Source organism: Cupriavidus sp. H18C1 (assembly GCF_049311595.1).
In the GTDB taxonomy this organism is placed as follows: Bacteria; Pseudomonadota; Gammaproteobacteria; order Burkholderiales; family Burkholderiaceae; genus Cupriavidus; species Cupriavidus cauae.
In genome coordinates, this window is the sequence record NZ_CP186009.1 from 1,102,523 (window position 1) to 1,118,387 (window position 15,865).

At 68.3% G+C, this 15,865-nt stretch carries 13 protein-coding genes and 2 pseudogenes; 11 read left to right on the plus strand and 4 right to left on the minus strand.

Annotation, left to right across the window (positions count from 1 at the left end):
• The first annotated feature begins 5 nt into the window (after positions 1-5).
• The 5 genes and pseudogenes from OJJOAM_RS20740 to gdhA all read left to right on the plus strand — a co-directional run bounded on the left by OJJOAM_RS20740 (position 6) and on the right by gdhA (position 6,085).
• The gene (locus OJJOAM_RS20740; RefSeq protein ID WP_422649660.1) at positions 6-776 is read left to right on the plus strand and encodes a phosphonate utilization associated transcriptional regulator; all 771 of its coding nucleotides are present in this window, start codon (positions 6-8) and stop codon (positions 774-776) included.
• A 128-nt stretch (positions 777-904) separates the two neighbouring features.
• Positions 905-2,194 carry a phosphonoacetate hydrolase gene (phnA, locus tag OJJOAM_RS20745; RefSeq protein ID WP_422649661.1) on the plus strand — a complete coding sequence of 430 codons (1,290 nt, stop codon included), beginning with the start codon at positions 905-907 and terminating at the stop codon, positions 2,192-2,194.
• 72 nt (positions 2,195-2,266) lie between these two features.
• Complete coding sequence (phnY, locus tag OJJOAM_RS20750) at positions 2,267-3,730, plus strand: phosphonoacetaldehyde dehydrogenase (protein WP_422649662.1); 1,464 nt, start codon at positions 2,267-2,269, stop codon at positions 3,728-3,730.
• A gap of 129 nt (positions 3,731-3,859) precedes the next feature.
• On the plus strand, positions 3,860-4,615 hold the full coding sequence (locus tag OJJOAM_RS20755) for a DeoR/GlpR family DNA-binding transcription regulator (protein ID WP_422649663.1): 756 nt from the start codon (positions 3,860-3,862) through the stop codon (positions 4,613-4,615).
• A gap of 124 nt (positions 4,616-4,739) precedes the next feature.
• Positions 4,740-6,085: pseudogene (gene gdhA, locus OJJOAM_RS20760) on the plus strand (NADP-specific glutamate dehydrogenase).
• A 173-nt stretch (positions 6,086-6,258) separates the two neighbouring features.
• On the opposite strand, the gene OJJOAM_RS20765 reads toward gdhA, so the two are convergent.
• On the minus strand, positions 6,259-6,789 hold the full coding sequence (locus tag OJJOAM_RS20765; RefSeq protein WP_422649664.1) for a hypothetical protein: 531 nt from the start codon (positions 6,787-6,789) through the stop codon (positions 6,259-6,261).
• 51 nt (positions 6,790-6,840) lie between these two features.
• Here OJJOAM_RS20765 and OJJOAM_RS20770 point away from each other — a divergent pair, with 51 nt between their 5' ends.
• Positions 6,841-8,451 carry an SDR family oxidoreductase gene (locus OJJOAM_RS20770; protein WP_422649665.1) on the plus strand — a complete coding sequence of 537 codons (1,611 nt, stop codon included), beginning with the start codon at positions 6,841-6,843 and terminating at the stop codon, positions 8,449-8,451.
• Positions 8,439-8,912, plus strand: a complete 474-nt coding sequence (locus OJJOAM_RS20775; RefSeq protein WP_422649666.1) for a DUF2269 family protein — start codon at positions 8,439-8,441, stop codon at positions 8,910-8,912. Before OJJOAM_RS20770 ends, OJJOAM_RS20775 begins: the two co-directional genes overlap by 13 nt.
• Before the next feature lie 211 nt (positions 8,913-9,123).
• Here the strand turns inward: OJJOAM_RS20775 and OJJOAM_RS20780 are convergent, their stop codons facing one another.
• Positions 9,124-9,543, minus strand: coding sequence for a hypothetical protein (locus tag OJJOAM_RS20780; RefSeq protein ID WP_422649667.1), 420 nt, complete (start codon positions 9,541-9,543; stop codon positions 9,124-9,126).
• A gap of 112 nt (positions 9,544-9,655) precedes the next feature.
• A pseudogene (locus tag OJJOAM_RS20785) lies at positions 9,656-11,276 on the minus strand (glucan biosynthesis protein).
• Between the two features lie 369 nt (positions 11,277-11,645).
• Between OJJOAM_RS20785 and OJJOAM_RS20790 the strand changes: the two are divergent.
• From OJJOAM_RS20790 to OJJOAM_RS20800, 3 genes are all read left to right on the plus strand, one after another.
• Positions 11,646-12,620 carry a 2-dehydropantoate 2-reductase gene (locus OJJOAM_RS20790; RefSeq protein ID WP_149316245.1) on the plus strand — a complete coding sequence of 325 codons (975 nt, stop codon included), beginning with the start codon at positions 11,646-11,648 and terminating at the stop codon, positions 12,618-12,620.
• A 17-nt stretch (positions 12,621-12,637) separates the two neighbouring features.
• Positions 12,638-12,772, plus strand: a complete 135-nt coding sequence (locus tag OJJOAM_RS20795; RefSeq protein ID WP_422649668.1) for a hypothetical protein — start codon at positions 12,638-12,640, stop codon at positions 12,770-12,772.
• A gap of 66 nt (positions 12,773-12,838) precedes the next feature.
• Positions 12,839-13,558 (plus strand): GntR family transcriptional regulator, encoded by a 720-nt coding sequence (locus tag OJJOAM_RS20800; RefSeq protein ID WP_023263628.1) that lies wholly within the window; start codon positions 12,839-12,841, stop codon positions 13,556-13,558.
• A gap of 105 nt (positions 13,559-13,663) precedes the next feature.
• Here OJJOAM_RS20800 and OJJOAM_RS20805 read toward each other — a convergent pair whose 3' ends face one another.
• Entirely contained in the window at positions 13,664-14,578 is a 915-nt protein-coding gene (locus tag OJJOAM_RS20805) for a LysR substrate-binding domain-containing protein (protein ID WP_422649669.1), read from the minus strand.
• Between the two features lie 206 nt (positions 14,579-14,784).
• On the opposite strand from OJJOAM_RS20805, the gene OJJOAM_RS20810 reads away from it, so the two are divergent.
• Positions 14,785-15,786 carry a Bug family tripartite tricarboxylate transporter substrate binding protein gene (locus OJJOAM_RS20810; RefSeq protein ID WP_422649670.1) on the plus strand — a complete coding sequence of 334 codons (1,002 nt, stop codon included), beginning with the start codon at positions 14,785-14,787 and terminating at the stop codon, positions 15,784-15,786.
• Positions 15,787-15,865 lie beyond the last annotated feature (79 nt).

The following is a 15,865-nucleotide window of genomic DNA, read 5'->3' on the forward strand; positions in this document are numbered from 1 at the left end:
TCTTCATGTCCCGCCAAGCGCCGCTGTCGAGCGAAATCGAAATCCTGCAGAGCCAGTCGCTGACGTCGCTGGTGCAGCGTGAGCTGGAGCGGCGTATCACCGCGGGAGAGCTCGCGCCGGGCGACAAGCTCAACGAGATCGAGCTGGCCGGCGAGCTGAACGTGTCGCGCGGTCCCGTGCGCGAGGCCTTTCGCGCGCTCGAACAGACCGGGCTGCTGCGTACCGAAAAGAACCGCGGCGTCTTTGTCCGCTCGGTGTCCCTGCACGAGGCGGACGAAATCTATGCGCTGCGCGCCGTGCTGGACGAATACGTCGGCCGGCAGCTGGCCCAGCGCATCACGCCCGAGGCGCTGCGCGAACTGCGCGCGATGATCGAGGCGCTGGGCGCCGCCAGCGCGGCGCGCGACCTCGACGAATATGCGCGGCTGAACTTCGCCTTCCACGATCGCATGGTGGAGCTGGCCGGCAACGGCAAGCTGCTGGAGACCTATCGCCGCCTGGTCAAGGAATTGACGCTGTACCGGAGGGAAGCACTGTCCGCCGCGCCGACCGCGATGCCGACCTCGACGCGCGAGCATCGCGACATCGTCTCGGCGATCGCCTCGCGCGATCCCGAGCTGGCCGGCCGGCTGATGCGCGAACACGTCGAGCGCGGCCGCGCGCGGCTGCATGCGGCGGTGCAGGGCCAAGCCGGGGCCGGCACCGGCATTGACGCCGGCACCGGCACTGGCTCCGACGCGACATCGGGGGCCGCTGCGCCGCCGGGCGCCGCCTGATCCAATCCATCTGCAGGCGCGGGCCCCCGGCCGCGCGCCTGCCGGCCCTTACGCTCCTTACACCCCTTACAGCCCTTACGCGCCTGTCCCTTACGACTCTCACGACTTTTTCCGCACAGGACCCCGACATGCCCGCCCCTCGCTCCGACTCCTCGCCCGGCAAGCCCGCCGTGACCGTCAACCAGCGCACCTACCGATGGATGCAGCAGCCCGTGGTGGTGGTCTGCGTCGACGGTTGCGAGTTCGACTATCTGGAAGCAGCCGCCGCCAGCGGCAAGGCGACTTATCTGAAGCGGCTGCTGGCCGACGGCGCGGCGTTTCGCGGCGCCTGCGTGGTGCCGACCTTCACCAACCCGAACAATCTGTCGATCGTCTGCGGCGCGCCGCCGTCGGTGCACGGCATCTGCGGCAACTACTTCTTCGATCGCACGGCCAATGGCGGCCGCGGCGAGGAAGTGATGATGAACGACCCGAAGTACCTGCGCGCCGGCACCATCCTCGCGGCGTTCGCCGAAGCGGGCGCCAGCGTCGCCGTGGTCACCGCCAAGGACAAGCTGCGTCGGCTGCTGGGCCATGGGCTGCGCGGCATCTGCTTCTCGTCGGAAAAAGCGGACCAGGCCAGCGTGGAAGAGAACGGCATCGACAACGTGCTGGAACTGGTCGGCATGCCGGTGCCCAGCGTCTACAGCGCCGAGCTGTCGGAATTCGTGTTCGCCGCCGGCGTGCGGCTGATGGAGACGCGGCGTCCCGACCTGATGTATCTGTCGACGACCGACTATATCCAGCACAAGTTCGCCCCGGGGTCGGACGGCGCCAACGCCTTCTACGCGATGATGGACCGCTACCTGGCGCGGCTCGACGAGCTGGGCTGCGTGGTGGCGCTGACCGCCGACCACGGCATGAACGCCAAGCACGACGCCCAGACCAAGGCCCCGAACGTGGTCTTCCTGCAGGACCGGCTCGATGCCTGGCTCGGCCGCGGCGTGGAGCAGGGCGGCGCGCGCGTGATCCTGCCGATCACCGATCCCTATGTCGTCCACCACGGCGCGCTCGGTTCGTACGCGACTGTCTATCTGCCCGACGATGCCACCGCCGGCGACGCCGCCGCGTTGAAGGCGAAGCTCGGCGATATCGAGGGCGTCGAAGCGGTGCTCGACAATGCCGAGGCCTGCGCGCGCTTCGAGCTGCCGCCAGATCGCGTCGGCGATCTGGTGGTGATCAGCGGCAAGCATGTGGTGCTGGGCACCAGCCGCAGCCGCCACGACCTGAGCGGACTGGACGCGCCGCTGCGCTCGCACGGCGGCGTGTCGGAGCAGACCGTGCCGCTGCTGTTCAACCGTCCCACCGCCGGCATTCCCGGCAAGGCGGTGCTGCGCAACTTCGACATCTTCGATGTCGCGCTGAATCATCTGCATTGATCCGGCCCGGCCCGGCCTCAGCCTGGCCTGAACCGCATCGCCCCCTTTGCCTGCACCTCACGGAGCCCGAACATGAACGCCCCCCAGTTTCCCGCCGCCCCGGTCAGCCCGCATTTCCGCGCCGAAGCGCTGCGCATCGACGGCGAGAAGGTCGTGCGCGACCGCGTCATCGACGTGCGCAATCCCTACGACGGCACGCTGGTCGGCACGGTGCCGAAGGCGACCGTCGAGGACGTGCGGCGCGCCTACGCGGTGGCGCGCGCCTATCGCTCGACGCTGACGCGCTACGAGCGCGCCGCGATCCTCAATCGCGCCGCGGCGCTGCTGCGCGAGCGCACCGAGCCGGCCTCGGACCTGATCACGCTCGAGTCGGGGCTGTCGAAGAAGGATTCGCTGTACGAGATCGGCCGCGTCGCCGACGTGCTGAACTTCGCCGCCAACGAGGCGCTGCGCGACGACGGCCAGATGTTCTCGTGCGATTTGACGCCGCACGGCAAGAAGCGCCGGGTGATGACGCAGCGCGAGCCGCTGCTGGGCGTGATCACCGCGATCACGCCGTTCAACCACCCGATGAACCAGGTCGCGCACAAGGTCGCGCCGTCGATTGCCACCAACAACCGGATGGTGCTCAAGCCCTCGGAGAAGGTGCCGCTGTCCGCGTACTACCTGGCCGATCTGTTGTACGAAGCGGGGCTGCCGCCGCAGATGCTGCAGGTGCTGACCGGCGATCCGGCCGAGATCGCGGACGAGCTGATCACGCATCCGGCGGTGGACCTGATCACCTTCACCGGCGGCGTGGCGATCGGCAAGTACATCGCGGCCAAGGCCGGCTACAAGCGCGTGGTGCTGGAGCTGGGCGGCAACGATCCGCTGATCGTGATGGACGACGCCGACCTCGAGCGCGCCTCGGACCTGGCGGTGCAGGGCTCGTACAAGAACTCCGGCCAGCGCTGTACCGCGGTCAAGCGCATGCTGGTGCATCAGGCCGTCGCCGCCCGATTTACCGAGCTGGTGGTCGAGAAGACGCGGGCGTGGAAATACGGCGACCCGATGGACCGCGGCGTCGACATGGGCACGGTGATCGATGCGCAGGCCGCAGCGCTGTTCGAGGCCCGCGTCAACGAGGCGGTGGCGCAGGGCGCGCGGCTCTTGATCGGCAACCAGCGCGACGGCGCGCGCTATGCGCCGACGGTGGTCGACCGCGTCGATCCCGCGATGACGCTGGTGCGCGAGGAAACCTTCGGCCCGGTCTCGCCGATCATCACGTTCCGCGACATCGACGAGGCCATCCGCATCTCCAACGGCACGGCCTTTGGCCTGTCGTCGGGCATCTGCACCAACCGCATGGACGACTTCACGCGCTTTGCCAACGAGCTGCAGGTCGGCACCGTCAACCTGTGGGAGGTGCCCGGCTACCGCATCGAACTGACGCCGTTCGGCGGCATCAAGGATTCCGGGCTCGGCTACAAGGAAGGCGTGCAGGAGGCGATCAAGAGCTTCACCAACCTGAAGTCGATCACGATGCCGTGGGGGTAAGTGCGGTGAGAAGGGTGAGAGGGGGCGAGGTCAGAGGTGCGTCGGCAAGCAGCGTGCGCAGTTGCCGCTGCCGTCCTGTCACAACGCTCCGCTAAAATCCCCGCACCTTCCACAAGCCTCGGAGCTCCCGTGCTGGCCGAACAACGGCAGAAATACATCCTCGACCAGCTGGCCGCCAGCGGCGCGCTGCAGATCAGCCAGCTGGTCAGCGAGCTCGACGTCTCGCGCGAGACCATTCGCCGCGATCTCAATGCGCTGGCCGCGCGCGGCCTGCTGACGCTGACCCACGGCGGTGCGCTGGCGTCGAGCCGGGCCGAGGCCGATACGCAGACGCGGGCGGCCGTCAATGCCGAGGGCAAGCGCGCCATCGGCGTGCGCGCCGCCGAGCTGGTGCCCGACGGCGCCTCGGTGATCATCGACTACGGCACCACCACGCACGCGGTCGCGCAGGCGCTGCTGGGCCACCACAACCTGCTGGTCTTTACCAATGACCTGTCGATCGCGCTGCTGCTCGGCCGCCGCAACGGCAATCGCGTGGTCGTGCTCGGCGGCGAGCTGCAGGACAACGAGGACGCCACCAACGGCTGGGACACCGTCGAGCAGCTGTCGCGCTATCACGCGGACTTCGCCTTCATCGGCATCGGCGGCATCAGCAACGACGGCGAAGTCAGCGAGTATTCGCGCCCGGCCGCCGAGCTGCGCGGCCGGATGCTGCTGTCGGCCAGCGTGCCCTGTGTGGTAGCCGACCATACCAAGTACGGCCGGCATACCGGCGTGCAGGTCCGGCACTTCGACAAGGCGGCCTATCTGATCAGCGACATGGCCCCGGAGGCCCCGCTGGCCGAGGCGCTGAAGCGCCGCGGACCGGCGCTGCTGATCGCCTGAATCGGGTGCCGGAACCCGCCGTTCCGCATTTTTGCGCTCCGGGTCACAACACTTTTGACTGTCGAATTTCACCATTTCGGTGCTAAAGTCGCGCTCCGAACCAAGAAAATCGACAGAGACAGCTGTGAGCCTTCCGACCCTCGATGCCTTCCCTTGCCGGCGTGGCCCGGCGCGATCCTGACCAGCCCGAGTTCCAGCAGGCGGTCAAGGAAGTGATGATGACCCTGTGGCCGTTCGTCGAGCGCAACCCGCGCTACGCCGACCAGGCCCTGCTGGAACGGCTGGTCGAGCCGGAGCGCGTGATCCAGTTCCGCGTGGCATGGACCGACGACCAGGGCAAAGTGCAGGTCAACCGCGCCTTCCGCGTGCAGCACAGCTCGGCGATCGGCCCCTACAAGGGCGGCATGCGCTTCCATCCGACCGTCAACCTGTCGGTGCTCAAGTTCCTCGGCTTCGAGCAGACCTTCAAGAACGCGCTGACGACGCTGCCGATGGGCGGGGGGCAAGGGCGGGTCGGATTTCGATCCCAAGGGCAAGTCGGACGGCGAGGTGATGCGCTTCTGCCAGGCGCTGATGACCGAGCTCTATCGCCATCTCGGCGCGGACACCGATGTGCCGGCCGGCGATATCGGCGTGGGCGGCCGCGAGGTCGGCTTCATGGCGGGCATGATGAAGAAGCTGTCGAACCAGTCGGCCTGCGTCTTTACCGGCAAGGGCCTGGCCTTCGGCGGCAGCCTGATGCGTCCCGAGGCGACCGGCTACGGCACCGTCTATTTCGCGCAGGAGATGCTGCACCGTACCGGCCGCGACTTCGACGGCCAGCGCGTGCTGATCTCGGGCTCGGGCAACGTCGCGCAGTACGCCGCGCAGAAGGCGATCGAACTGGGCGCCAAGGTGCTGACCGTGTCCGACTCGGGCGGCGTGCTGCACTATCCGGAAGGCATGAACGACGAGCAGCTCGCCGCGCTGATGGCGTTCAAGAACGAGGAGCGCGGCCGCCTGTCGGACTTCGCCGAGCGCCAGGGCCTGCGTTTCGAGGCGGGCCGCACGCCGTGGCATGTGCCGGCCGATATCGCGCTGCCGTGCGCGACGCAGAACGAGCTCGATGGCGAGGATGCGAAGCGGCTGCTGGCCAATGGCGTGTTCTGCGTGGCCGAGGGCGCCAACATGCCGTCGACGCTGGAGGCGGTGGACCATTTCCTCGCCGCGCGCATCCTGTACGCGCCGGGCAAGGCCAGCAATGCCGGTGGCGTCGCGACGTCGGGCCTGGAGATGTCGCAGAACGCGATGCGGCTGTCGTGGCATCACGCCGAGGTCGACTCCAAGCTGCACTTCATCATGAAGGACATCCACCAGAACTGCATCCACCACGGACGCAAGGACGACGGCTACATCAACTATGTCGAGGGCGCCAATATCGCCGGCTTCGTCAAGGTGGCCGACGCCATGCTGGCGCAGGGCGTGATCTGACGCGCTTGACGCTCAGGTCGGGCGCGCGGCGATGTAGCTTCTTACCCGCTTCTTGACCGTGTCGCCGCGGCGGCGCTTGCGGCGTGGCAATTCTGCAAGCCCGTGTAAGAACGCGCCGCCGGCGCCCGGCGATACCGCACCGCACAGCGGGCCTTCGGGCCCGCTTTCTTTTGTCAGTTGGTGCCGGCCGACGGTGTCGCCGCCGGAATGGCTCTTGCATCTTGGCCCTGGCGCGGCCGGCATAGCGTGACCAGCGGCAGCGCGAGTCCGAAGGCGACGTAGACCAGCGCCAGCGACCACGGCGACAGGCGCCGCTCGAAGCCCGGCGTCAGCCGTTTCGGCGTCAGGCGCAGGTCGACCACGCAGGCCGCCGCCGCGACCGCGAGGCCGGCCAGGATCGCCGCCGCGGGCCGCTGCCGCTGCGGTGAGCGGCCCACCCAGGCTTCGTAGAACGCGGCCCAGAATACCGACATCGCATGATGGATCACGTATCCCACCGCGGTATAGCGCCACGCCGGACCATTGGCATGGATCGCCCGATCGCCCCAGACCCAGTGGCTGACCGCATTGACCGGGGCCAGCGTGTTGCGGCAATCGAAATGGCCGCCGCAGGCCAGGGCGATGGTGGACAGCACACTGGCGCTGGTGCCGGAGACCAGGCTGCGGCCAACGAAATCCTTGATGGGGCTCATGTTGGCGGTCATGTCGGTTCCTTCGAACGGGATGCGGCGACCGGCGGCACCGCGCGTCCCACGGTGCTGCTGACCGGCGCCAGCGGGTTCATCGGCGCCGCGATTGCCGCGGCGCTGGCACGGGCCGGCTGCCGGGTCCTCTGCGGCGTGCGCGATCCGGCGAAGGCCGCGCGCGACCTGGGCGCATGCGAATTCCGTGCCGTCGATTTCGGCGCGCTGACCGACGCGCAGGCATGGCTGCCGCTGCTCGACAGCGTGGACGTGGTCGTCAATGCGGTCGGCATCTTTGCCGAGCGCGGCACGCAGACCTTCGAACTGCTGCATCGGCGCGCGCCGATCGCGCTGTTCGCCGCCTGCGCGCAGGCCAACGTGCGCGCGGTGATCCAGATCTCGGCGCTGGGCGCGGACGAGCAGGCCACCACGCCGTACCACCTGAGCAAGAAGGCCGCCGACGATTTCCTCGCCGGCCTTGGTCTGCCGGCCGCGATCCTGCAGCCCTCGCTGGTCTACGGGCCGGGCGGGACCAGCGCGCGGATGTTCGGCACGCTGGCGACGATGCCGCTGCTGCTGTTGCCCGAGGGCGGCAGGCAGCGCGTGCAGCCGGTCCATCTGGACGATGTGGTGGCCGCGATCGTGCGGCTGGTAATGATGGCCGGAGACACCGACGGCGGCGGTCCCGGCGGTGGTCCTGGCGGTGGTCCCGGCGGTGGTCCCGGCGGTGGTCCTGGCGGTGGTCCTGGCGGTGGCCCTGGCGGTGGTTCTGGCGGTGGTCCTGGCGGTGGTCCCGGCGGTGGTCCTGGCGGTGGTCCTGGCGGTGGCCCTGGCGGTGGTTCTGGCGGTGGTCTCGGTGGTGGTCTCGGTGGTGGTCGCGGCGGTGGTCCCGGTTGTGATTCCGGTGGTGATTACAGCGGCGGTCGCGGAGTCGGTCGTGGAGGCGATCCCGGGAGCGATCCGGCAATGCGGTCGGATTGGCCGCAGGGACGCATCCCCGTCGTCGGACCGACGGCCCTGAGCCTGCGCGACTACCTTGCCGAACTGCGTCATGCGCTGGGGCAACCGGGCGCGCTGCGCGTGCTGCCGGTGCCCGACGCGCTGGTCCGCGCCGGCCTGCCGCTGATGACGCGGCTGGCGCCGGGGCTGCCGCTGAACGAGGACGCGCTGGCGATGCTCGCGCGCGGCAATACCGGCGACCCCGCGCCGATGCATCGGCTGCTCGGCCGGCCCCCGCGTGCCGTCGCCGAATTCGTGCCGGCGCGCTGGCGCGAGGCCGCGCGCACGCAGGCCGTGCTCGGCTGGCAGCTGCCGATATTGCGCACCGCCGTCGCACTGGTATGGATTGTCACCGGCATCGTCTCGCTGGGGCTCTATCCGGTGGAGGACAGCTATGCCTTGCTGGCACGCGCCGGCGTACCGCAGGCGCTGCGGCCGCTGGCGCTGTACGGCGCGGCCGGGCTCGACCTGCTGTTCGGGCTGATGTGCTTCGCCCCCGCGCGGTGGCGCTTTCCGTGGATCTGGGCCGCGCAGGCCGCGCTGATCCTCGGCTACACCGTGATCATCAGCGTGCGTCTGCCCGAATTCTGGCTGCATCCCTATGGTCCGCTGACCAAGAACCTGCCCATGCTGGCCGTGCTGTGGCTGCTGGGTACGCTGGAGCGCAAGCGATGGACTACATGATCGTCAAATGGATCCACGTGGTCGGCAGCACGCTGCTGTTCGGCACCGGCGTGGGCAGCGCCTTCTATCTGCTGGCCGCCACGCTGACGCGCGACAGCCGCGCGGTCGCGGTGACCTCGCGCCATGTGGTGATCGCCGACTGGCTGTTCACCGCCAGTACGGCGGTCCTGCAGCCGGTGACCGGCTACATGCTGATGCGCATCGCCAATTTCTCGTGGGAGCTGGCGTGGCTGCGCGTGTCGATCCTGCTCTATGTGGTCGCCATCGCGTGCTGGTTGCCGGTGGTCTGGCTGCAGATGCGGATGCGCACCGTGTCCGCCGCCGCCGCGGGCGCGCAGGCGCCGCTGCCGCCGGCCTACTGGCGGTACTTCCGCTGGTGGTTCGCGCTGGGCGTGCCGGCGCTGTTCAGCTTCCTCGCGATCTTCTATCTGATGATCGCCAAGCCGGCCACGCTGTTCTGAGGGCGCGCCGATGGGGCGCTCGGCGCTGCCAGTGGCGCGCCAGTGGCCGGCTTCGGCATGCGCGTGGCACGCATCAGCGCACGCCCGTGGTCGGCTTGGGCATGCGCCCGTGGCCCGCATCAGCGCACACCAGTGGGCAGCTTCGACGCGCGTCGATGGCCGGCCTTAACGCGTGCCAATGGCCAGCTTCAACGTGTGCCAGTGGCCAGCTTCAATGCGCGCCAGTGACCGGCCTCAACGCGCGCCTGTTTCGCGGGGGATCGGTGCTGGGCTCGCGGGCCTGATCGATCGCGGCGCCGCCGCTGCCCTTGCGCTCGCGCCCCTTCAGCGGGGCCGGTGGGGGCGACGGCGCGGCACCCGAGGCCTGGGTACGTGGCGAAGGCTCGTCCTTGCCACCGGGCGCGCTGGGCAGCGGATCGCCCAGCTTGCCCAGGCCCCCCGGATTCGACCGGATCGCCTCACCCTCGCGGGTCGACGGCTGGGTCACGGCCTTTGGCTGGCGCGACATCTGGCTGCCGCTGCCGCGTTCGGATTCGGTCGGCACATTGGCCGGCTGCGCCCCCGCCGTGGTCGCCCATGCCGCGCCGAGCGCCAACAATGCCGTGCACAGCCCATTTCGATGGAACAGCATGATCTCTCTCCTCGTTGACGGGATATCGACCCTTGAAGCACAACCCGGGCCAAGGAGAGGCTGGGTATGGCGGCATTGCCGATATCGCGTCAAACGGGGCGACGTCGTCCGCTCAGACGTTCGTCCGGAACGGGTGGTACTGATACAACCACGTCTCCGACAGCGGCTTGCCGTTCAGACGCAGGAACAGCCGCATGTCGACCGGCTCGTCGCCGTCGACGGTCAGGTCGAACTGCGCGCGCCAGTGGCCCGGCACGCCGTTGGGCACGGCCTCTGTGAAGATGTACGAGAACTTGCCGCGCGAGGCCCACAGCACGGCCTCGGGCTTGGTGCCGAACGGTAGGCCCTCGAGCGGCGCGCCCTTGAATTCGACCATGAACTTGCGCACGCCCGGCGGGCGCGGCTGGCCGGGCTGGCCGCCGTTGCCCATGCGCGTGGCCACGCAGCGGGCCAGCGGCGTGGGGTAGGGCTCGTCGGCCAGCCAGTGCAGGCGGTAGCGCAGGCGATAGGCGCTCCCCGCCTTGGCCGGCGCCTTCGGCACCCACATCGCGACGATGTTGTCGTGAATCTCGTCGTCGGTCGGGATCTCGATCAGCTGCACGGTGCCGGCGCCCCAGCCCTCGCGCGGCTCGACCCACAGGCTGGGCCGGCGTTCGTAGAAGACGCCGTCCTGGTAGTGGTCGAAATTGCGGTCGCGCTGCAGCAGGCCGAAGCCGCGCGGGTTGTCGTCGCCGAAGGCCGACGCGATGGTGCGCGGCGGATTGTTGAGCGGGCGCCAGATGCGCTCGCCCGCGCCGGTCCACATCGCCAGCCCGTCGGAGTCGTGCACCTCGGGGCGCCAGTCGACGCCGGTGCGCTTGACCGACTCCGAGTACCAGAACATCGACGTCAGCGGCGCCAGGCCGAGCCGGCCCACGTCCTTGCGCAGGAACAGCGCGCAGTCGACGTCCATCACCACGCCCTTGGCGCGCTGCATCGTGAAGCGGTAGGCGCCGGTGACGCTCGGCCCGTCGAGCAGCGCGTGCACGGTGACGGTATCGCTGCCGTCGCGCGGCGCTTCGAAATAGAAATGGGTGAAGGCGGGGAATTCCTCGGGCTTGTCGGGCTGCGCGACGTCGACCGCGATGCCGCGCGCCGACAGGCCGTACTGATAGAGCTCGCCGATCGCGCGGAAGTACGAGGCGCCGAGAAAGGCGACCCAGTCGTTCTTGCGCCAGTCGAGCTTCTTCTGGTCGCCGAGCCGGCTCTCCTGGAAGCGAAAGCCGGCGAAACCGCTGCCGCGCGGCAGCTTGCGCGCCGGGCTGTTGGCCGGCATGTCGAAATACGACTCGTCGTAGACGATCTCGCGCGCGGTGCCGGCCGAACTTGCGCCGCCGGTCTCGACCAGATGCATCCGTACCGGCACGCGGAAGAAGGTGCCCAGGTGGAAGAAAGTCACCGGGGAACTGGCCGGGACCGTCGGCAAACAGCGCATCGTCGGTGCGATAGCGGATCTTGCCGTGTTCCTCGTAGTCGATGCGGGCCAGGATGTCGGCCGGCGGCGAGGGCGGGGCGACATACGGCCGGCTTGCCATGGTGCGGGCCAGTTCGACCAGGCCCTCGTGGGTGAAGGGTTGGCCCTTGGCCAGCTTGATGCGGCCAGCGGCCAGCGCGGAGGCGGGAATGCCCAGCGCGGCGAGCGCAGCAGTGGCGGCGGCGGAGACCAGCACGGTCCGTCGGTTCATTTTCGGCATGCGGTGAATCGGCGTCTGGCGCCTTCAATGAAGTTGCAGAAAAGACGCCCGCTGGCGCAAAAAGTTCGACGGCTCTGTGGGGAACCGGACGCCGCGGGCACGACAGAACGCAGCATGGTACCGCATGGTCCCGGCGCACTCGGCACTTGAAGACATGCGCAACGGACGCGATCGAGACGTGCCAAGGAGCAGACGAGACGCCGCTGAGACCGGGCTGAAACCGTGCCGGACGCTGGTTGGGAGGCTGCCTGGAGCCTGCTGGACCTTGCTCGGGCTTGCCCCACACGCAAATAGAGGTTGTGATTCCGTACTTGTGAAATATAGTATGTGATATATCAATTCACCAAAAAAGCACGGGAGACAGCCATCATGAAGGTATGTATCTACGGCGCCGGCGCCATCGGCGGCTATATCGGCGCGCAATTGGCCGGGGCGGGCGTCGACGTCAGCTTCGTCGCACGCGGGCCGCATCTGGCGGCGATGCAGGCGAACGGCGTCAAGCTGCTGATCGACGGCGAGGAGCGGGTGCAAAAGGTCCGCTGCACCTCGGACCCCCGCGAACTCGGCGAACAGGACTATGTGTTCATCACGCTGAAGGCGCATTCGGTGCCCGGCGTGGTCGATCTGATGCAGCCGCTGCTGGGGCCGAATACCGCGATCGTCACCGGCGTCAACGGCATCCCCTACTGGTATTTCTATCGGCACGGCGGCGAGCTGGCCGGTACCACGCTGCAGAGCGTCGATCCGGGCGGCCGGCAATGGAGCGGCTTCGGTCCGGAGCGGGCGATCGGCTGCGTGCTGTATCCTGCGGCGGAGATCGCCGCGCCGGGCGTGATCCGCCACGTCTACGGCAAGAAATTCCCGCTTGGCGAGCCCGACGGCACGCGTTCGGAACGGGTGCTGCGGCTCAGCGAGGCGATGATCGCCGCCGACCTGGAGGCGCCGGTGCGCGAGGACATTCGCAACGAGATCTGGCTCAAGCTGTGGGGCAATCTGTGCTTCAACCCGATCAGCGCGCTGACCCACGCCACGCTGGACGTTATCACGTCCGACCCGGGCACGCGCGCGCTGTCGAGGCAGATGATGCTCGAGGCCAAGTCGATCGCCGAACGCTTCGGCGTGCATTTCCGCGTCGATGTCGAGCGGCGCATCGACGGCGCGGGGGCCGTGGGGGCGCACAAGACCTCGATGCTGCAGGATCTTGAGGCGGGCAGGGCGATGGAAATCGACCCGCTGCTGACGGTGGTGCAGGAGATGGGCCGGCTGGTCGGCCAGCCCACGCCGATGATCGACGCGGTGCTGTCGCTGATCAAGCAACGCGAGCGGATGGCGCAGGCGGCGTGAGCGAGGCGGGGCCCGCCATGGCGGCCACCATGGCGCTGACCGTGGTGACCGCCATGACGGTGACCATGGCCGGCGCGACGCAGCGGGTCGGTTGCGCCGCCGCCACGCCTGGACGATGCCGCCAGATCGAAGTGGCGGTGCACGCGTTCTGATATACCATATACAAAAATCGAAAGAGCGATCCCATGTCCGTGCAACCCGCGCAACGTCAAGCCGAGATGTCTTCCGCCACTGCCTCAGATGCGCCTCCCCCGGGCCTGGCGCTGTCCCTGCAGCCGATCAATGCCGGCGCGAGCCTGCGCGACCAGGCCTACGCGATGCTGCGGCAGGCGATCGCCGATGCCGACATCTACCAGTCGCGCGAGGAGATCCGGCTGGACGAGCGCGTCCTCAGCGAAGCGCTGGGTGTCAGCCGCACGCCGATCCGCGAGGCGATGACGCTGCTGGAGCAGGAAGGCTTCCTGCGCACGGTGCCGCGCCGCGGCATCTACATCATGCGCAAGACCAAGCGCGAGATCGTAGAAATGATCCAGATGTGGGCCGCGCTCGAGAGCATGGCCGCGCGCCTGGCGACGTTGCATGCGACCGACGAGGAAATCTCGCGGCTGCGGCATATGTTCGACAACTTCCGCGATACCACGCCGGCCGAGCATATCGAGGAATACTCGGACGCCAATATCGCGTTCCACCAGGCGATCGTGCAGCTGTCGAAGTCGCAGATCATCATGGACACGATCAAGAACATCTTCATCCATGTCCGTGCGATCCGGAAGATGACGATCTCGCAGAGCGACCGCGCCGCGCGCTCGATCGTCGACCATCTGCGCATCATCGAGGCGCTGGAAAAACGCGATACCGAACTGGCGGAACGGCTGGTACGGCAACACTCGCTGGATCTGGCCGACTACGTCGAGAAGAACTGCGATTTTCTCGACTGACGGCAGCCCCGCGGCAAGCGCCGCAAGCATCGAAGGCCGGTTCGCCGGCCTTTTTCATGCCCGCGCCCGCCTCATGTCCCGGCCCGAACCATGTCCCCGCGGGAATCATGCCCGCGCCTGCGTCTCCCGCACGAATTCCGAGGCCGACTCCAGCAGCCATTCCCGCACCCGCGACATCGCGTCGCTGACCGGCTGCATTTCGGGATAGACCAGGTAGTACCCGCCCGATGACGGCATCGCCAACGGCACCGGCATCACCAGCTCGCCTTCCTCCAGATAGCGCTCCACCAGGAAGCGCGGCACCAGCCCGATGCCCAGCTTCGCGCGCGCGGCGGCGATCACCATGCTGTGGTGGTCGTAGCGCGTGCCGCGCATCGCATTGACATCCTCGACGCCCGCGAGGCGCATCCACTGTTCCCACTCGAACTGGCGCGTCGACAGATGCAAAAGCTCCGCCCCGGCGATATCGGCCGGGCGGATGCGCTTGCGGCCGCCGAAGTAGTCGGGATGGCAGACCGGCACCGACTCCTCGGGAAACAGCGGGTCGGCGCGCGCGCCGGGGTAGTGCGGCTCGCCGAAGTGGATGGCGGCGTCGAAATCCGTTCCGTCGAACAGGAACACGTCCGAGCGCGCCGTGAGGTTCAGCACCACCTGCGGATGGCGTGCGTAGAAGTCGGGCAGCCGCGGAATCAGCCATTCGACCGCCAGCGTCGGCAGGCATGCGAGCTCGACGATGCCGCCGCTGCCCTCGTGCGCCATGATGTCCAGCGTATCGCGCTGCAGCTTGCGCAGCGTTTCGCGGACCTGCCGGCTGTACAGCGTGCCGGCCGGCGTCAGCGTCAGCCGCTGGTTGACGCGATGGAACAGCTGCACGCCGAGCTGGCTTTCCAGCGTGGCGATCTGCCGCGACACCGCGCTCTCGGTGACGTAGAGATCGGCGGCCGCGCGGCGCAGGTTCAGATGCGAGGCGGCGGCCTCGAAGGCGCGAAGACTGGACAGGCTGGGGACGCGAAAAGCCATTGGCGCGATGGGGTGGAACGTGGTTGCGAAGTGGGCAGGACGTGGGTGCGACGTGGCTGGCAAAGTTGATGCGTTTTTCTCATCAACCCCGGCAAATTTCTCGCTTGAGCACCGTTCGGGGATGAGAAAGAATCGGCGCCGTAGCAAATACCAAAGCCAATACCAACACCAATACCAACACAGCAAGAGCCCCCGGAGGAGACCGCATGACAAAGACGAACCCGTCCCGCATTCCCGCCGCCATCGCGGCAGTCGCGCTGGCCGTGCCGATGACCGCAGCCATTGCGCAGGCGCAGGATTTTCCGAACAAGGCGGTCCGCATCGTCGTGCCGTACCCGCCGGGCGGGACGACCGATATGGTAACCCGGCTGATCGGCGATCAATTGTCGAAGGTCTGGGGCCAGCCGGTCATCGTCGACAACCGTCCCGGTGCCGGCGGCATCGTCGGCACCAGCCTGGCGGCGAAGGCGCCCTCCGATGGCTATACGCTGCTGATGGGCTCGGTCGGCGAGTTCGCCATCAACCCGACGCTGTACCGCAAGCTGGCCTACGACGTCGCCGATTTTGCGCCGGTGTCGCTGGTCGCCCGCGTGCCGAACGTGCTGGTGATGTCGCCCGCGTTCGCCGAGCGCTCCAGGGTGATGTCGCTGCCCGATTTCGTCGCCTACGTGAAGGCCAATCCGAAGAAGGTCAATATGGCCTCGGCCGGCAACGGTACCTCGACCCATCTGGCCGGCGAGCTGTTCCAGCGCATGACCCACACCGAGATGAGCCACGTGCCCTACAAGGGCAGCAGCCCGGCGATCTCGGACATGATGGCCGGCAATGTCGACGTGATGTTCGACAACCTGCCCGCCTCGCTCGAATTCATTCGCGCCGGCAAGCTCAAGCCGCTGGCGGTGACCTCGGCGCAGCGCTCGCCGGCGCTGCAGGACGTGCCCACGGTGGCCGCCGCCGGTCCGGTGCCGGGCTTCGACGCGACGCCGTGGTTCGGGCTGTTCGCGCCGAAGGGCGTGCCGCCGGCGGTGGCCGAGAAGATCAGCAAGGACCTGGCGGTCGCGCTGAATGACGCGAAGATCCTCGGCCGCATGCGCAATATTGGCGCCGAGCCGGCCTTCAACACGCCCACCCAGTTCGCCGAGCTGGTCAAGCGCGACCGCGAGAAGTGGGGCGAGGTCGTCAGGCAGTCCGGCGCGACCATCGATTGATTTCCGTTGGCGGCGGCCTGCATGGCGGGCCGCCGTTCTTTCGCAGGCCGGCGCCGCCGCGCCCGCGATCCGTTTTCCC

Coding starts and splice junctions, on each gene's coding strand:
- OJJOAM_RS20740 (WP_422649660.1), top strand. CDS start 6: ATGTCCCGCCAAGCGCCGCTGTCGAGCGAAATCGAAATCCTGCAGAGC.
- phnA (WP_422649661.1), top strand. CDS start 905: ATGCCCGCCCCTCGCTCCGACTCCTCGCCCGGCAAGCCCGCCGTGACC.
- phnY (WP_422649662.1), top strand. CDS start 2,267: ATGAACGCCCCCCAGTTTCCCGCCGCCCCGGTCAGCCCGCATTTCCGC.
- OJJOAM_RS20765 (WP_422649664.1), bottom strand. CDS start 6,789: ATGACCGCCAACATGAGCCCCATCAAGGATTTCGTTGGCCGCAGCCTG.
- OJJOAM_RS20775 (WP_422649666.1), top strand. CDS start 8,439: ATGGACTACATGATCGTCAAATGGATCCACGTGGTCGGCAGCACGCTG.
- OJJOAM_RS20780 (WP_422649667.1), bottom strand. CDS start 9,543: ATGCTGTTCCATCGAAATGGGCTGTGCACGGCATTGTTGGCGCTCGGC.
- OJJOAM_RS20790 (WP_149316245.1), top strand. CDS start 11,646: ATGAAGGTATGTATCTACGGCGCCGGCGCCATCGGCGGCTATATCGGC.
- OJJOAM_RS20795 (WP_422649668.1), top strand. CDS start 12,638: ATGGCGGCCACCATGGCGCTGACCGTGGTGACCGCCATGACGGTGACC.
- OJJOAM_RS20800 (WP_023263628.1), top strand. CDS start 12,839: ATGTCTTCCGCCACTGCCTCAGATGCGCCTCCCCCGGGCCTGGCGCTG.
- OJJOAM_RS20805 (WP_422649669.1), bottom strand. CDS start 14,578: ATGGCTTTTCGCGTCCCCAGCCTGTCCAGTCTTCGCGCCTTCGAGGCC.
- OJJOAM_RS20810 (WP_422649670.1), top strand. CDS start 14,785: ATGACAAAGACGAACCCGTCCCGCATTCCCGCCGCCATCGCGGCAGTC.